At 71.6% G+C, this 16195-nt stretch carries 15 protein-coding genes; 9 read left to right on the top strand and 6 right to left on the bottom strand.

What is annotated here, in order from left to right; genetic code table 11:
- Nucleotides 1-25: 25 nt before the first annotated feature.
- Nucleotides 26-391 carry a cupin domain-containing protein gene (locus AWQ70_RS25435; RefSeq protein WP_067180756.1) on the top strand — a complete coding sequence of 122 codons (366 nt, stop codon included), beginning with the start codon at nucleotides 26-28 and terminating at the stop codon, nucleotides 389-391.
- A gap of 31 nt (nucleotides 392-422) precedes the next feature.
- Here the strand turns inward: AWQ70_RS25435 and AWQ70_RS25430 are convergent, their stop codons facing one another.
- Together AWQ70_RS25430 and AWQ70_RS39970 are read right to left on the bottom strand one after the other, a co-directional pair.
- Nucleotides 423-1862, bottom strand: a complete 1440-nt coding sequence (locus tag AWQ70_RS25430; RefSeq protein WP_067180753.1) for a flavin-containing monooxygenase — start codon at nucleotides 1860-1862, stop codon at nucleotides 423-425.
- 257 nt (nucleotides 1863-2119) lie between these two features.
- Nucleotides 2120-2293 (bottom strand): CcmD family protein, encoded by a 174-nt coding sequence (locus tag AWQ70_RS39970; RefSeq protein WP_169808739.1) that lies wholly within the window; start codon nucleotides 2291-2293, stop codon nucleotides 2120-2122.
- Between the two features lie 199 nt (nucleotides 2294-2492).
- On the opposite strand from AWQ70_RS39970, the gene AWQ70_RS25425 reads away from it, so the two are divergent.
- Both AWQ70_RS25425 and AWQ70_RS25420 read left to right on the top strand, forming a co-directional pair.
- Nucleotides 2493-3317, top strand: coding sequence for an SURF1 family protein (locus tag AWQ70_RS25425; RefSeq protein WP_067180750.1), 825 nt, complete (start codon nucleotides 2493-2495; stop codon nucleotides 3315-3317).
- A 33-nt stretch (nucleotides 3318-3350) separates the two neighbouring features.
- Nucleotides 3351-3668, top strand: a complete 318-nt coding sequence (locus tag AWQ70_RS25420; protein WP_218004658.1) for a DUF3817 domain-containing protein — start codon at nucleotides 3351-3353, stop codon at nucleotides 3666-3668.
- 126 nt (nucleotides 3669-3794) lie between these two features.
- On the opposite strand, the gene AWQ70_RS25415 is transcribed toward AWQ70_RS25420, so the two are convergent.
- The 3 genes from AWQ70_RS25415 to AWQ70_RS25405 all read right to left on the bottom strand — a co-directional run bounded on the left by AWQ70_RS25415 (nucleotide 3795) and on the right by AWQ70_RS25405 (nucleotide 5583).
- Complete coding sequence (locus tag AWQ70_RS25415; RefSeq protein ID WP_067180745.1) at nucleotides 3795-3986, bottom strand: tail-anchor membrane protein; 192 nt, start codon at nucleotides 3984-3986, stop codon at nucleotides 3795-3797.
- Nucleotides 3987-4081: 95 nt separating this feature from the next.
- Nucleotides 4082-4672, bottom strand: coding sequence for a hemerythrin domain-containing protein (locus tag AWQ70_RS25410; protein WP_067180742.1), 591 nt, complete (start codon nucleotides 4670-4672; stop codon nucleotides 4082-4084).
- 56 nt (nucleotides 4673-4728) lie between these two features.
- On the bottom strand, nucleotides 4729-5583 hold the full coding sequence (locus AWQ70_RS25405; protein ID WP_067180739.1) for an arylamine N-acetyltransferase family protein: 855 nt from the start codon (nucleotides 5581-5583) through the stop codon (nucleotides 4729-4731).
- A gap of 157 nt (nucleotides 5584-5740) precedes the next feature.
- Between AWQ70_RS25405 and AWQ70_RS25400 the strand changes: the two genes are divergently transcribed.
- The 6 genes from AWQ70_RS25400 (at nucleotide 5741) to AWQ70_RS25375 (ending at nucleotide 14823) form a co-directional block, all read left to right on the top strand.
- Complete coding sequence (locus AWQ70_RS25400; RefSeq protein ID WP_067180736.1) at nucleotides 5741-6430, top strand: response regulator transcription factor; 690 nt, start codon at nucleotides 5741-5743, stop codon at nucleotides 6428-6430.
- A complete protein-coding gene (locus tag AWQ70_RS37980; RefSeq protein WP_084517799.1) occupies nucleotides 6427-10008 on the top strand; it encodes a DUF4153 domain-containing protein in 3582 nt (1193 codons plus the stop codon). The genes AWQ70_RS25400 and AWQ70_RS37980 overlap by 4 nt, the downstream gene beginning before the upstream one ends.
- A gap of 131 nt (nucleotides 10009-10139) precedes the next feature.
- Entirely contained in the window at nucleotides 10140-11819 is a 1680-nt protein-coding gene (locus tag AWQ70_RS25390; RefSeq protein ID WP_245647144.1) for an N-acyl-D-amino-acid deacylase family protein, read from the top strand.
- A 65-nt stretch (nucleotides 11820-11884) separates the two neighbouring features.
- The gene (locus AWQ70_RS25385; RefSeq protein WP_373282377.1) at nucleotides 11885-13210 is read left to right on the top strand and encodes an alanine racemase; all 1326 of its coding nucleotides are present in this window, start codon (nucleotides 11885-11887) and stop codon (nucleotides 13208-13210) included.
- A 22-nt stretch (nucleotides 13211-13232) separates the two neighbouring features.
- Entirely contained in the window at nucleotides 13233-13613 is a 381-nt protein-coding gene (locus AWQ70_RS25380) for a RidA family protein (protein WP_067180732.1), read from the top strand.
- A 1-nt stretch (nucleotide 13614) separates the two neighbouring features.
- Nucleotides 13615-14823, top strand: coding sequence for a hypothetical protein (locus AWQ70_RS25375; RefSeq protein WP_067180729.1), 1209 nt, complete (start codon nucleotides 13615-13617; stop codon nucleotides 14821-14823).
- A gap of 984 nt (nucleotides 14824-15807) precedes the next feature.
- Here the strand turns inward: AWQ70_RS25375 and AWQ70_RS42100 are convergent.
- Nucleotides 15808-16195: HNH endonuclease signature motif containing protein (locus tag AWQ70_RS42100; RefSeq protein ID WP_084517798.1), on the bottom strand; the 388-nt coding region annotated here is incomplete at its 5' end.

Raw genomic sequence — 16195 nt, 5'->3', positions numbered from 1 at the left:
TAACTCGCTGAGAAGGAGAAGAGCATTGCGGAGCATCGTCGTGTCGGACGCGATCACGGCCGACCTGGGGCCGTACACCCCCAAGCCCACCTCGATCGCCGGAGACCCGATCGCCGGAGTGCAGCGGGAGGCGACGCTCAGGGCGTGGACCTCCGCGGACGGCAGGACCGCCGCCGGGGTGTGGGAGTGCACCCCCGGCACCTTCACCGCCGTACGCGACGGCTATCACGAGGTCTGCCAGATCCTCGCCGGGCGGGCCACCGTCGTCGGCGCGGACGGCACCAGGCAGGAGGTCGGCCCCGGAGACACGCTGATCATGCCTGAGGGCTGGCGGGGGGAGTGGCACGTCCACGAGACCGTGCGCAAGACCTACGTGACCACCCGGCTCTGACCGCGGCCGATGAACCGGGGCGCGCCCCCGCCTATCCCAGCAGCTCGTAGGCGCTCGGCCGCATCCTGCGGGTGCGGGTCCAGTACTCGAAGGTGAAACCGGGCCAGATCGTGCTGTTCCTGCCGCGCTCATCGAGATACCAGCTCGTGCAGCCGCCGTCGGACCAGACCAGGCGGTCCAGCCGCCGCCGCAGGCGCTCGTTGTACGCCCGCTGGACCTCGGGCCGCACGTCGAGCGCCCTGGCGCCGGTCCTGGACAGCAGCCGCAGGCAGTCGACGACGTACCGGACCTGGGACTCGATCATGAAGACGACCGAGTTGTGGCCGAGGCCGGTGTTGGGGCCGAGCAGGAAGAACAGGTTCGGGAAGCCGGAGGCGGTGATGCCGAGGTACGCCTCGGCGCCGTCCTGCCAGGCTTCCTGGATCTTCCGGCCGTTCCTGCCGACGATCCGCTGCTCGCTCAGCGCGTCGGCGACCTTGAAGCCGGTGCCGTAGACGATCACGTCGACCTCGTGCTCGCGGCCGGTCGCGTCGACGACCGAGTGGTCGCGGATCTCGGTGACGGGGTCGGTGACGAGTTCGACGTTGTCCCTGGTCAGCGCGGGATAGTAGTCGTCGGACAGCAGGATGCGCTTGCAGCCGATCGTGTAGTCGGGGGTCAGCTTCGCGCGGAGCGCCGGGTCGGCCACCTGCCGGGCGAGGTGCCGTTCCGCCATGCGCCGGTGGGCCTTCATCAGCCGGGGGTCGACCGTGAAGCCGAGAGCGCGCGTCTCCAGCAGCCAGTAGATCGCGTTGCGGGCCGTCCTGGCCGCTCCGGGCAGCCGGAGGATGCGCTTCGCCCGTTCGGAGAGCACCACGTCGGGTTTGGGCTGGATCCACGGCGGCGTGCGCTGGAACAGGCGCAGCTCGGCCGCCACCTCGGCCACCCGGGGCACGAACTGGATCGCCGAAGCGCCGGTCCCGATCACCGCCACCCGCTTTCCGGCGAGATCGACGGAATGGTCCCATCGGGCCGAGTGGAAGGCCGGCCCGCCGAACTTTCCGGGAATATCGGGAAATGAGGGGATATGCAGTGCCCCGATCCCCGAGACGACCGCGTTCGCCGTGATCGGTTCTCCCGTGTTCGTGGACACCCGCCACACGTGCCGCTCGTCGTCGTACTCCAGTCCGGTGACCTCGACGCCGAACCGGAGATGCGGGGTCACGCCGTACTTCTCGGCGCATCCGCGCAGGTACGCCCGGATCTCCTCCTGGGGGGAGAACATCCGCGACCAGCCGGGGTTCAGCTCGAACGAGAACGAGTACATGGGCGACGGCACGTCGCAGGCGCACCCCGGATACGTGTTGTCCCGCCAGGTCCCGCCGAGGTCGGCGGCCTTCTCGAGGATCACGAAGTCGTGGTAGCCCGCTCCCTTGAGCTTGATCGCCATGCACAGCCCCGCGAAGCCCGCCCCGATGATCGCGATCCCCATGCGACCCCCTCGGCCTGCTCACACCCTCGGGAAACACCTCAATTGGAATAATTGTCCAATTCAGTCCCGACTCTAATCCCGGTGGCCCGCCCGGTCCAGAACGTCGTACGGCCAGGCGGCGGGGCGCGGGCGTGACCGGAGACGCGCGAAAGCCGCCGACGGGCGCGGTCGTCGGCGGCGGGTGCGCGGATGTCCGCCGTGCAGAGACGGGCGGCGGGAGACGGAGGAGTCTGGAGAGCGCGGTCGGAGACCGGACGTCAGGAGATCAGGAGGTACGCCACGACGGCGATCGCGACCACCGCGACGACTCCCACGACGATCCAGATCGGCAACCGGGACGGCTGCTCTTTGGCGGCTTCGACTTCCTGCTCGCGAGCGAACGCGCGGAACGCCTGCGTGTTCCCGGCCGGGTCAATCTGCGGTTCGGACATGAGGGGCACTCTACCGAGATCTCTCGCCTCCATGGCACCGTTTTGTCGGATTTCGAGACGCCGGCGGCCTCCGCGGACCGGCCCGGCCGGAGCGCCGCGCGGCGCGGTCCCGCACGTGGATCCGGGCGCGGATCTGCGCGGATCCGGGCGCGGGACCGCGCGTGCCGGACCGGTGCGGGCGCCGGATAGCGTGTTAGCCATGCTCCGCACCCTGTTCTCGCCCCGGCTGATGGGCCTTCACCTGCTGGTGGTCGGAGTGCTGGTCTCCTTCTACCTGCTGGGGCGCTGGCAGCTCGGTGAGTTCGAAGCGTCCGGGCTGCCCAAGGCGGCCGCCGACCCGGCGCCCGTCGCCGTCACCGAGCTCGCCCGGCTGGACGGCCACACGGAGTCGGACGTGGCCGGACGCAAAGTGACCGCGCAGGGCGCCTTCGACGCTCAGGGCCAGCTCCTGGTCGCCGACCGGGAGGCCGACGTCTCGGCGCCGGGCGGCCGGGTCGCCAAGGGGCGGGGCTTCTGGATGCTCACGCCGTTGCGGCTGACCGACGGGACGATCATCCCCGTCGTACGGGGCTGGGTGCCCACCGCGACCGATCCGGCGACCGCCGTGCCGCAGGGGACGGTCACGGTCACCGGGCGGCTCCGCCCGTCCGAGCAGACCGACGCCGTGCAGCGGTCCGGCACGCTGCCCGCGGGCCAGGTCGCGACCGTCTCCACCAGCGAGCTGATCAACCTGTGGTCGGACGGAAAGGTGCGCAGCGGCTACGTCGTGGCCACCGCCCAGGAGCCGCCCTCGGCCGCCAAGCCGGTCGCGGTGCCCGGTCCCGTCATCGGCAGCGGGCTCACCTGGCGCAACCTGGCCTACGCCGCGCAGTGGTGGATCTTCGCGATCTTCGCGGTGTTCATGTGGTACCACTTCGTCCGCGACGCCGTACGCCGGTCACGGGAAGAGGCGCCGCAGGCGGGTCCCCGTGGCGGGGCGGCCGGACCGGCGGACGGACCGGCGCCGGTCGCGGATATCGTGTGAGGACAGATTTTCCCAGCAGAGGTAATGATCGTCGTGCAATCAGCGCTCAAGCCGTACCGCGTCATGGCCTACATCGTCGGCGTGATGCTCCTCCTGCTCTGCGTCGCCATGGTCGTGAAGTACGTGTTCGACAACGGCGCCCTCGTCGCGGTGGTGGGGCCGATCCACGGCTTCCTGTACATGGTCTACCTGCTGGCCGCGCTCAACCTGGGGCTCAAGGCACGCTGGCCGGTGGGCTACCTGCTGCTGGTGCTGATCGCGGGCACGATCCCGTTCCTGTCGTTCGTCGTCGAGAAGAACGCCACAGTGCGAGTGCAGCGCGACATCGAGGCGGCCGCGTCCACAGCGTGACCTCCCCAGCGTGACCCCGGTTCCCGGGTGAAGACGGGCGAGGCAGAACGACGACGGCGCCCGTGACCTCGAAAGGTCGCGGGCGCCGTCGCGTGTCGTCAGCGAGAGCCGACGTGAGCCGGCGGGTCAGCGTCCGATCTGGCGGCCTCTGATCCGGCGCAGCCGCTTCCGCTGGGACTCGTCGAGCATGAAGTAGGCGACGACCGGAGCGCCGAGCACGCCGATCACGACGAGCCAGGCGATCAGGCTCGGCAGCAGCCAGAGCGAGAGCACGGAAACCGCAGCCGCGCCGATGTAGTACTTCCCGAGTGGAGACATTGTCCGGGCCTTTCCGTCCAGAGCGTCGCCTGTGACAACGTCCGCGGAGCCGGCCGAGTTCCTGGCCCGTCCTGTCCGCCGTTCTCCTCGCTCGTCTACTCGCCGGTGGTCGTCTTGCCCATCGCCTTGCGGATCACGTCCCGCGCCCGGTCCATGATCGCCACGGGTGGCCCGAGCAGCAGGTTCGCCGCGCCCGACTCGACCCCCGCGTGCGGGTGGGTGGGCGCCAGCGCCTCCGCCGCCTTGACCCCCACGGCCAGCGCGCGCCGCTCGGCCTGGCTCGTCGAGGCCCGCAACTCGGCGAACTCGTAGCGTTCCTCGGCGGCGGCGTGCGCGAACACCGAGGCCCGCAGGATCTGCAACTGCCGGGAGAACTCGGGAGTCGAGGTGTCCATGCCGTCCATGCTGGACAACATCTCCTTGGCCTCGTGCTCCTCGTGCAGGCGGCTGTCGACGATCGACTCCCCGTCGACCAGCTTGTGCCGGGCGAACGGGTGCACGATCTCCTCCTCCGCCGTCTCGTGTACGGCGAGCAGGCGCAGCAGCCGCGCGAAGGACTCCTTGCGGGAGTCCCCCTGGCTCTTGTCGACCTCGTCGAACAGGTCCCTGATGAGGGTGTGCTGCCGCAGGAGCAGGTCGATGACGTCGTTTTCCCGCATCGTCTCAGGCGTCGTCTGGCGGTCCATGTGCTCCTCCTTCCGGGTCCTGAGTGGGCCTACCCGCCCCTACCAGCCGAAACCTCTCAGGAGGGATCGTCGCGGCTCAGCCAGCGCTCGTGCGCCCCGTACAGGCGCTGCCACAGCTTCTCCCGTTCCGCGGCGGTCACGTCGTCGAGGGTGAGGCCGAAGACGTCGGCCAGCGCCGCGAAGTAGTCGCCCGGCCGGTCCAGCGTCAGCGAGGACTCGGGCCCCGCGCCGATCCGTGTCAGGACCAGGCCGGTCGTCTTGTCCAGGCCGGTCGCGTCCCGGCGCTGGAGCGCGGCGACCCGGACGAACCCCGAGTCCGGCGACGTGGACAGGTACTCGTGCTTCGCCGCGAAGGCGTCCATCTCGCACGGCTCGGGCCGGAAGTCCATGCCGGTGAAGCAGCCCCGGGGATCGTGCTCGAAGCGCCACCCGCCCGGCTCGGCCTCCGACGGACGCAGCGCGTACCGGAACGGGCCCTGCTCGTAGACGCCCTCCACCAGCGGGAGCGGCTCGTGGATCGCGTCGCCGAGCCCGGCGTCCACGAACCACCGGCCCTCCGGATTGTCGGCGGACGGCAGCCCCGAGACCACCAGCACGAGGTGGTTGCCGTCGGCGCCCGGCTGCTCGTCCGGCGTGTTCTGCACGCCGCCGATGTGCCGGGTGACCTGGTATCCCAGGCGCGAGAGCAGCAGGGAGAACGCGCCGTTGAGGTGGAAGCAGTATCCGCCTCTCCCCGAGACGATCCGCAGGGCCGACTCCGTCGGATCCACCGTCGTCGGGCGGTCCAGCCAGATCTCCAGGTTCTCGTACGGCACACGCTCGACGTGGGCTCTCTGCAGCCGGAAGAGGCCCTCCACGCTGGGCGGCCCGTCGTCGTTCAGGCCCAGCCGGCGGAGATATCGGTCGATCACCCGCTCACGGTACAACCGGTGGCCACCGCGGACCCCGGCGTCGAGCCCCCGAGTACGAAAGGGGATGACAGGACTACGACGCGGGGTGGGGCGTATTGCACCGGATCTGCACATCCGAACCCGATCTCTCTGCACATGGCGGTCCTAGGCTGCCGGCATGGTTCCCTCACAGCATCGGCGTGTCCTCGTGGTCGAGGACGACGAGACGATCGCGGCGGCCGTACGGAACCGGCTCGTCGCCGAAGGTTTCGACGTACGCGTCGTACACGACGGCGAGGCCGCGCTCGCCGAGTACGCCAGGGCGGAGCCCGACGTCGTGGTCCTCGACCGCCTGCTGCCCGGCCTGGACGGCCTGGAGGTGTGCCGCCGCATCCAGGCGGCCCGGCCGGTGCCCGTCCTCATGCTGACCGCGCTCGGCGAGGAGACCGACGTACTGGTGGGACTCGGCGTGGGCGCGGACGACTACATCACCAAGCCGTTCAGCATGAGGGAGCTCGTCGCCCGGATCCACACGCTGCTCCGCCGGGTGGAGCGCGCGGCCGTCCTCGCCCACGAGGACGCGGTGATCCGGGTCGGCGAGATCGAGATCGACACCGCCGAGAGGCGCGTCTTCGTGCGCGGGGCCGAGGCGCAGCTCACCCGGACCGAGTTCGACCTGCTCAGAAGGCTCGCCGAGCGTCCCGGCCAGGTCTTCGAACGGGAACGGCTCCTCTCGGACATCTGGGGCTTCTCCGAGGCCGCCGCCACGCGCACCGTGGATAGCCACGTCCGCGCCCTGCGCCGCAAGCTCGGCTCCCAGGTCGTCCGTACGGTCCACGGTGTCGGATACGCGCTGGTCCGTTCATGAGGCCCCTCGATTTCCTCGGCCGGATCAAGGTCAAGCTCGGCATCGTGATCGTGCTCGCCGTGGTCGCCGCGTTCGTGGTGAACGAGGTCGGCATCAATTCCGGGTTGTCGAGGGACATCCGGATCGCCATCGCGGTCGTCCTCGCCTTGATCATGGTCCAGTTGCTGGCGCGGGGGATGACCAAGCCGCTCCGCGAGATGGCCGCCGCCGCCCAGACGATCGCCAAAGGCCGGTACGGCATGCGCGTGTCGGCCACGTCCAGGGACGAGGTGGGCGAGCTGGCGCGCGCCTTCAACGCCATGGCCGCCGATCTGGGTGAGGTCGACCGGCAGCGGCGCGAGCTCGTCGCCAACGTCAGCCACGAGCTGCGCACCCCCATCACCGGCCTGCAGGCCGTGCTGGAGAACGTCGTGGACGGCGTGTCGCCTCCCGACGTCGACACGCTCGGCACGGCACTCGCCCAGACGCAGCGGCTCGGTCGCCTGGTCGCCCAGCTCCTCGACCTGTCGCGGCTCGACTCCGGCGCCCGGCTGATCGAGCCGGAGACGCTCGACCTGGTGTCGCTGTGCCGCCAGGCCGCCGGCGAGGCGGCGCTCGCCCGCGACGACGTCATCGTGGAGAGCGACGTCCCGCCCGGCGCCCGGCTGGTCGCCGACCCCGGCCTCCTCGCCCAGGTGCTGGCCAACCTGCTCGACAACGCCGTACGGCACAGCCCGCCCGGCGGGACGGTGCGGTTGACGGCACGCGCGTCCGGCACGGACATGATGGAGGTCGCGGTCGTGGACGCGGGACCCGGCATTCCCGCCTCGGAACGCGCCCGGGTCTTCGAACGGTTCTCCCGGCTGGACGCGGGTCGGGCCGCCGACGCCGGAGGCGCCGGTCTCGGGCTCGCGATCGCGAAGGAGATCGTCGAGCTGCACGGCGGCCGGATCCGCATCACGGACGGCCCCGGCTGCCACATGGTCATCGAGCTGCCCGGACTGGCACGACCACCGGCATCCGGCACCGCCGGGGCGTCCGGCGCACTCGTGTCATCGGGGAGCACGGGAACGGCTTCCGCCGGGACTGCCGGGGAGCGTGGCGCCTTCGTGTCATCGGGGGGCGCGGGGACGGCTTCCTCCGGGGACTCTGCCGCCGACGCCTCCGTGGGCACGCTTGGGGCCGCTTCGGGGCGTGCTCTCGCGCCCGCCGGCATTCGCCCCGCGCCAGCGCCCCACGGAATCGCGAGTCACGCGGCCGAGGGGAGTGCGGCCGAGGAGAGTGCGTCCGAGGGGAGTGCGACGGGCGACCCGGAGCCTGGGCGGCTCATGGCGGGAGTGACTGCTCCTGACGCCGCCGGGGGGAGCGCTGCCGAGGTGGGCGTGGGCGCGGTGCCCGTGACCGGGACGGCCGTGGCCGGGGTGCCTGTCTCTGGGAGGCCCGAGTCGAGGACCCTCATGTCCGAGGTGCCGGGATCCGAGCTCTCCGAGGCCCGCGAGGTTCCCGAGGTCCGCGAGGTCCACGAGGTCCACGAGGCCGCCGTCGAGGTCTGCGAGGTCCGGGAGGTCCGCGAGATCCGGGAGGTCCTGGAGGTCTGCGAGGCTGTCGAGGTCCGCGACGTCTGGGAGGCCATCGAGGGCACCGAGGGCCCGGTGGTTCTCGGGCACGAGGTTCTCGCGGCCGGGCTTGTTGGGCCCGGGCTTCTTGGGGCCGGGGTTCATGGGGCCGGGGTTCATGAGGCCGGGGTTCATGAGCATCTCCGGGCAGAGGTTCCGGCGTACGAGACCCTCGGGGCCGAGGTGCCGGGACACGGGGTTCCCGGGGCCGAGGGACCTGGGGTTGACGTTCACGGGGACGGGGGGCCCGGGCTTGCGGCTCCGGAGCCGGCAACGCCCGAGCCGGGGAGGGGCCGGTCCGGCGACTTCAGGGCCGGCGCCTCCAGGTCCGACGACTTCAGGGCCGGCGCCTCCAGGTCTGACGACTCCAGGGCTGGCACCTCCAGATCCGGCGACTTCAGGTCCGACGACTCCGGGGCCGACGGCTCTGGGGTCGACGGCTCTGGGGCGGAGTCGTCCCCGTCCGAGGGAGGCCGGCCTCCGGAGCCGCCCGTGTACGTGCCTCCGTCGCTGTTCCCGCGCCCCGAACTGCCGCGGGCGCCGCGATGGATGCTCCCGGCGGCGGCGGTCGGCGGCCTGGTCGCGTCCGTGGCGACGCCGTACGCGCCGATGGGGCTCGGGATCGTGGTGGCGGCCGTCAGCCTCGGCACGGCCGCGTTCCTCACGCTGCTGCCGACGGCGCGGCACCGGTTCACTCCCTGGACGGTGGGGTTCGGCCTGCTCGCGTACGCGCTCGTGTCCGTGGCGATCTTCCGGGACGCCGACTGGCTGGTGACGCCGCTGCTGCTCGCCGCCTTCGGCGTCGCCTCGCTCGGCCTGTCCGGCGCGGGCGCCGGATGGCTGGGAGTGATCCGAGGCGGGCTGTCGGTGCTGCTCGCGCTGCCGCCGCTGCCGTGGTTCCTCTCCGCGCCGGCGAAACGGCTGTTCAAGGGCAGGTGGCTGCTGTCCGCGCTGGCGAGCGCCGGTCTCACCGTCGTGCTCCTCGGGGTGTTCGGGCTGCTGTTCAGCTCGGCCGACGCGGTGTTCTCCACCTTCGCGCGCGAACTGTTGCGGGCCCCCGACTGGACGGCGGACCTGCCGTACCGGATGGTCCTTTTCGCGGTGTTCGGGCTGCTCGTGGTCGCGGCGGTCCTGGTCGGCCTGCGGCCCGTCGCCGAGCCGGAGCCCCCGAACCTGCGGGCTCCGGTCAGCCGCATGGTCTGGGTGGTCCCGCTGGCCGGGCTCAACCTGCTCTTCGCGTCGTTCGTCGCCGTGCAGATCACCGTCCTGTTCGGCGGGAGCCGCCGGGTCATCTCCACGGCCGGCCTCACCTACGCCGAGTACGCGCGGTCGGGGTTCTTCGAGCTGGTGACCGTGAGCGTGTTCGTCCTCGGCGTCGTGGCCGCCGCGGTCGTCTTCCTCCACCTCAAGGGGGCCGCCGACCGGTGGCTGCTCGCCGGGCTGCTCGGGCCGCTGTGCGCGTTCACGCTGGTCATCCTGGCCTCGGCGCTGCATCGTCTCGACCTCTACACCGGTGCGTACGGCGTGTCCCGGCTGCGCGCCATCGTCGAGGCGACGCTCTGGTGGCTGGCCGCGGTGTTCGTGCTCGTCCTGGTCGCGGGAGCGGTACGGCTGGCGCGTCACGGCACGGCGTGGTTCTCCCGGACGCTCGTGCTCGTCACCGGCCTGTCGCTGCTGGCCTTCGCCGTAGGGAACCCCGAGGCGCGGGTGGCCGAGACCCAGCTCTCCGTGCGCGGGGTGACCCGGCTGGACCACGCCTATCTGGCCGGTCTCGCCGCGGAGGCCGTACCGGTCCTGGACCGGCTGCCCGAGCCGCTCAGAAGCTGCGTCCTGCGGGACGTGGTCGCGGAGAACCGTCTCGACCGGCCCGACCCCTGGAACGGCTGGAATCTCGCCAGGGAGCAGGCGCGCGACGTGCTGCGACGGCATCCGGTGCGCGCGGACGTCGAGTGCCCGGACCGTACGGAGAGATTCTCCTATTGACCCGTCGAGTAGGCCGGTCCTGTCGGCCCGTCTTCTCGGCCGGTCTTCTCGGCTGGTCTTGTCGGCCGGTCTTCCTGCCGGGACACCACGAAAAGGGCTGATTTCTCGAGAAAGTGATTGAATCGGGCACTGTGCATCTTGACGTGCTGATCACCGGTGGCTGGGTGGTCGACGGGACCGGGGCGCCGCCCTTCCGGGCCGATGTCGGCATCGTGGACGGCCGGATCGCGGCGGTGGGCCGCCTGCGCACCTCCGCCACCCGGCGCCTCCAGGGAGAACCGGGACAGAGCGACCCGACCGCCCCGGTCGCCGAAACCTCTGTCGCCGCCGGTGACGCGAGGGATCCGTCCCAGTCCGGCGCCGACCCGGCGGGGCCGTACGACGTGGTCCGGGCCGCGACCGTCGTCGACGCGACCGGCCGGTACGTGCTGCCCGGGCTGGTCGACTGCCACGCGCACGGCGACGCCGTCGTCTTCGACCCCGAGATCCAGCTCGCGGCGCTGCGGCAAGGGGTGACCACGTTCGTCCTCGGGCAGGACGGGCTGTCCTTCGCGCCGACCACGACCCGCGCGGGGTTCGAGTACGCGAGCCGCTACTTCGCGGCGGTCAACGGGGCCCACCCCCGCGTCGACGGCCCGGTGACCGTCTCCGAGCTGCTCGACGGCTACGACCGCGCGACCGCGCTGAACACCGCGTACCTGCTGCCGCACGGCACCATCCGGTTCGACGTCATCGGGCCCGCGGAACGGCCCGCCGACCCGGCCGAGCTGCGGACCATGCGGGAACGCGTCGAACGCGGCCTGTCCGAGGGCGCCGCCGGCCTGTCGTCCGGGCTGGAGTACGCACCCGGGCGGTACGCGGACGCGGCCGAGCTGGCGTACCTGTGCGAGCCGCTGGGCGGCCTGCCGTACGTGACCCACATGAGGGGGTACGGCGCGACGGCGGCGACCGGCATGGCGGAGGCCGCCGAGATCGGCCTCAGGTCGGGCGCGCCGGTGCACGTCTCGCACTACCACGGCCCGGCGAGCACGCTGCTGCCGCTGTTGGACGACGCCCGGCGGCGGGACGTGGACCTGACCTTCGACACCTATCCGTACCTGCGGAGCAGCACCATCCTCGCCATGGTGGTGCTGCCGTCGTGGGTGCCCGCGGCCGACCCCGAACGCGCGGTCGCCGCCCTGCGGGCCGAGCCGGAACGGCTGGCACGGGACTGGGCCGGGTTCGCCGGCCTGTGGGGGCGGATCACGCTGTCCCACGCGCCCGGATTCGAGTGGGCGGAGGGAATGACGCTCCCCGACGCCGCCGAACGGCACGGCACCGACCCGGCCGGCTTCTGCCGTACGCTCCTGATCGAGACGCGCCTGGAAGCGGGCTGCGTGGCGGCGCGGCCCGACGAGGGGCCCGAGGGCGAGGCGTCGGTCCGCGCGATCCTGCGCGATCCCGGGCACACCGGCGGCTCCGACGGCATCTATGTCGGAGGGCATCCGCATCCGCGGGGGTTCGGGGCGTTCGCCCGCTATCTGGGGCGGCACGTCCGTGAACTCGGCGACCTCACCTGGGAGCAGGCCGCCGTCCATCTCGCGTCCCATCCCGCCCGCCGCTTCCGTCTGCCGGAGCGTGGCCTGGTACGGCCCGGCCAGGTCGCGGACGTGATCGTGGTCGATCCGCTGCGGGTCGCCGACACCGCGACGTACGAGAATCCGCGCTCCGTCGGCGTCGGCATCGACGACGTGCTGGTCTCCGGTGTTCCGGTGCTCGCGGGGGGTCGGCTCACCGGCGCCACCCCGGGCCGGGCGCTGCGACCCGTCTGACGGGTCCCCGGTCCAGTACGATCCACCCAGGTGGTCTATACCGGGGCAAGGGGGACGGTGTGCACATCGCGAATGATCTCGGCGGCCCCGGCGCGGATCGGGCCGGAGATCTCGCCGCCGATCCTGACGTGGTGATCGATTGGAGCACGCGCGGCTTCCTGCACGCCGGTGAGCCCGTCAGCGGGCGGGAGTTCGCCGCGGCGCGGCACTCCCTGTTCGACGGGTCGTTCACCTGGCCGGTCATGGTCCTGAAGCGGTCCGCGCTCGACCACAACATCGCGACGCTCGCCGCCTTCACGCGCGCCCACGGGATCGCGTTCGCTCCGCACGGCAAGACCACGATGGCTCCCGCGATCTTCAAGGCTCAGCTCGACGCCGGGGCCTGGGGGATCAGCGCGGCGACGCCGGGGCAGGCGCTCGTCTACCGCCGCCTCGGCGTGCCGCGGGTGCTCCTGGCCAACGAGATCGTCGACAGAGCCGCACTGCGGATGCTGGCCGATGAGGTGGAACGCGGGCTGGAGTTCCTCTGCTACGCCGACTCTGTCGAAGGGGTGCGGATCCTCTCCGAGTCCGCCGGCGCGGTGCCGTTCCGGGTCCTGGTCGAGCTGGGCCACCCGGGTGGCCGGACCGGCTGCCGTGGCCTCCCCGAGCTGCTGGCGGTCGCCGAGGCCGTACGGAGATCCCCCGGCGTGGAACTGGCCGGTGTGGCGTGCTACGAGGGCACCTGCCCGGGCCCGGACGAGGTGCGGGGGATCCTCCGTGACCTGCGTGCCGCCGCCGAGGCCGTCGCGCCCCACGTCCCCCCTCTCTCCCCGCCCGCCTCGCCGCCCGCCTCCCTGTCCGCGTCCCCGTGCTCTGGCGGCCGGGTCGTCGTCTCCGCCGGCGGGAGCGCCTGGTTCGACCTGGTCGCCGAGGAACTGGCCCCCTTGGCCCGCCCGCGCGAGGAGGCGGGGCTCGACGCGCTCGTCCTCCTGCGGAGCGGCGCCTACGTCGCCCACGACGACGGCTTCTATCGCGAGGTCACCCCGTACAACCGGATCGACGGCCACCTGCTCCCCGCCCTGGAGGCCTGGGCGCAGGTGCTGTCCGTGCCCGAGCCCGGCCTCGCACTGCTCGGGATGGGCAAGCGGGACGTTCCGTACGACATCGACCTGCCGGCGGTGCGGACCCTGAACGGCGGGACGGTCGGGTGGCTGGAGGAGGCACAGGTCGTCAAGGTTCTGGACCAGCACACCTACCTGCGCTTCCCGCCGGGGGAGACGGGGATCCGGCCGGGAGATCTGGTGTCGTTCGGCCTGTCGCATCCCTGCACCGCGTTCGACAAGTGGCGGGTCATCCCGGTGGTTGACGACGACTATGTCGTGACTGATTTGATCAAAACGTATTTCTAGGGACTACCAGGAGTTGTGTGACATGAAGCGGGAGATCCGTACCACCGAGGGCGCCGCCCCCGTCGGGGCGTACTCGCAGGGGCTCGTCATCGGTGATTTCCTCTACACCTCCGGCATGGGCCCGCTCGACCCGGAGACCGGGGAGGTCGTGGGCGAGGACGTGGCCGCCCAGACGCACCGGACGATGCGTAACCTCGGCGCCGTGCTCGCCGCCGAGGGGCTGACCTTCGACGACGTCGTGAAGGCCACCGTCCATCTGCAGAACCTCAAAGAGGACTTCCCCGCGTACAACGAGGTCTACAAGTCGTACTTCACCCCGCCCTACCCGGTGCGGACGACGGTCGGCTCCGACCTGATGGACATCCTGGTCGAGATCGACTTCGTGGCGTACAAGGGCCGTTGACGTGGACAGCTCGCTTTACGTCTTCGTCGAGGACCTGCGCGGCGAGGGAACGGACAAGGTCCTCGACCGGGCGGCCGCGTACGGCGTCCAGGGGGTGACGATCGCCGCCGCCTACCACCGCGCCAGGGACGTCACGCCGCACGGAGCCTCCCGGGTGACGCTAAGGCGGGACGGCGTCCACTTCCCGCCGCCGGGCGACCTCTTCGACGGGCTGCGGTTGGTCCCCCCGGTGCAGGAGGGCGCCGACGAGGAGCCGGTCGCCGAACTGCGTCGCGCCTGCGCCGAACGCGGGCTCAAGACGCACAGCTGGACGATCTTCCTGCACAACACGACGCTCGGGCTGGCCTTCCCCGACGTCACCGTGCGGAACTGCTTCGGCGACCGGGGATCCCCGGCCGACCTCTGCCCCGCGCACCCCGACGTCCGCGCGTACGCGGTGGCGCTCGGCCGTGCCTCCGCCCGGCAGGGGGTGGACAGCGTCGTCGCGGAGGCGCTGCACTTCGGCACCTTCGGTCACGGCTACCACCACGAGCGATGCTTCGTCGCGCTCGGGCCGATGGACGCGTTCCTTTTCGGACTGTGCTTCTGCGACCACTGCATGCGCCGGGCCACCGACCTAGGTGTGAACGCCGAGGTCGCCCGCGAGGAATGCGCCCGTATCGTGGGCGGGGTCCTGGACGGCGACCCGCCCGCCCAGGGCGAGGTGACCCGCGCCGCGCTGACCGCGTACGCCGGACCCGAGGTCGTCGCCTACGCCCGGGCTCGCTCCGAGACGGTGACGTCACTGGTGGCCGAGGTCTCCGAGGCGGTGAGCGCCGAAGGCGCGCGGCTCACCTTCATGGACGCCACCGGCGCCTGCAAGGGCTACGCCGACGGCCTGCCGTCCGCCGGTCTCGCCGCCCACGACGCCTGGCAGCTCGGGGTGGACCTCGTCGCCCTCGGTGACATCGTGCCGTCGTTCGCGGTGCTCGCGTACGCCAGGGACGCCGCCCGGGTGGCCGACGACGTCGCCGCCTACCAACGGTCGGTCGGCAAGGACCGGGAACTGCGCGCCGTCCTGCGTCCGGGGCCGCCCGACACCGACTCAGAGGATCGGCTCGCGGCCAAGGTCCGTGCCGCCAAGGCCGCCGGAGCCGAGGCCGTCGACTTCTACGCCTACGGCCTGGCCTCCTTCGACGTCCTCGGACGCATCCCGGGAGCCCTCGGCTGACGGCCCCGTCCCGTGACTCGCCGAGCCGAAGGGTGAAGGCACGCCGCCGCCGGTCACGGTGACCACCCCTCCGGCTTGACTCCCAGTCACGGCCAGAGCTGCCTTGCCCACCTCGATCGAGCCGACGAGGCTCCCGAGGCCCCAGAGCGGTGCGCGACCGCCACGGTGACCACGTGCTCGAAGGTCGCGCACGGGGGTTGGTGCCGCTCGGGCAGGTGGTCTCGGCCGGAGGCCGTGCGCATGCTCCCTGGCTGGTGGCGCTGGTGCCGGTCGCCTACCCGGTGGTGGTAGGCCGGTCGCCTCCCGTGGTGCTCGTGAGGCGGCCGGCGCCGGGTCAGGCCGCCGCTCAGGCCGGACCCGGTACGCATGCCCCCGGTGTGTTACTGCTGGAGGTTAGACGTGTGCTTGCTTGACCTCCGGTGGTGCTGGTGAGGGGATTGGCACCCGGTCAGGCCGGACCGGGTGCGCATGCTTCGGGGTGGGGCTTGTCGTCTACTTGGTGGTGCTGGGGGTCAGGCGTGTGTTTGCTTGACCTCCGGCGGTGTTGGTGAGGGGATTGGCACCCGGTCAGGCCCCCGCTCAGGCCGGACCGGTACGCATGCCCCCAGAGTGGTGGTGCTGAGGCCGGTTGCCTGCCCCGGGGCGGTGCTGGAGATCAAGCGGCTGGTGTCGAGCCATGTGAGATGTCGTGCTTGGTCCTGCCGGTCGTGGTGGCCTCTGGAACGGGGGCCGATGTAGGTGGATCTCCACTGGTCCATGCCGGGCCGGTGGTGTCACCCGGCCCGCACGCGATCGGACGGGCCAGCGTAGGGGAACCCCCTACCGGCCCCTTGCGCGCTCCGGTGGTGTCACACGGCCCTACACGCATCGGGCGGGGTCGACGTGGTGGACCCCCACCGGCCCCTTATCCGCCCGTTGGTGTCGCCCTGTCGGCACGCATCCGGCGGGGCCGATGTAGTGGAACCCTTGGCACGCGCGGTGGTGTCATCCGGCCTGTAGGCGTTGGGCTCGGGGGCCGATGTAGGTGAATCCCCATCGGTCTTTGCCCACCCGGTGGAGGCGGTAGTTCTGGGGGTTGCGGTAGCGGTCGCGGTTGTGGAACTGGCAGGTGGGTCCGAGGTTGCGCAGGTCGGTTGCTCCTCCGTCCGACCAGTTGGTGACGTGGTCGATCTGGCAGAGGTGGGCGGGCAGGGCGCAGTCGTCGACCATGCATTTGGTGTAGCGGGCGAGGATGGCGCGGCGTTGCCTTCTGGTGGCTTGGCGGGCTTTGCGTCCGACGTCGAGGACTTCACCGTCGGAGTTCATGACCAGGCGGGTGAGGCTGGAGGTGCGGGCCAGGCGATGGATGTCGGTGACGGGGAGGAACTGACCG

Source organism: Microtetraspora niveoalba (assembly GCF_001570405.1).
Taxonomy (GTDB): domain Bacteria; phylum Actinomycetota; class Actinomycetes; order Streptosporangiales; family Streptosporangiaceae; genus Microtetraspora; species Microtetraspora niveoalba.
This window is presented reverse-complemented; position numbering and strand designations above follow the sequence as displayed.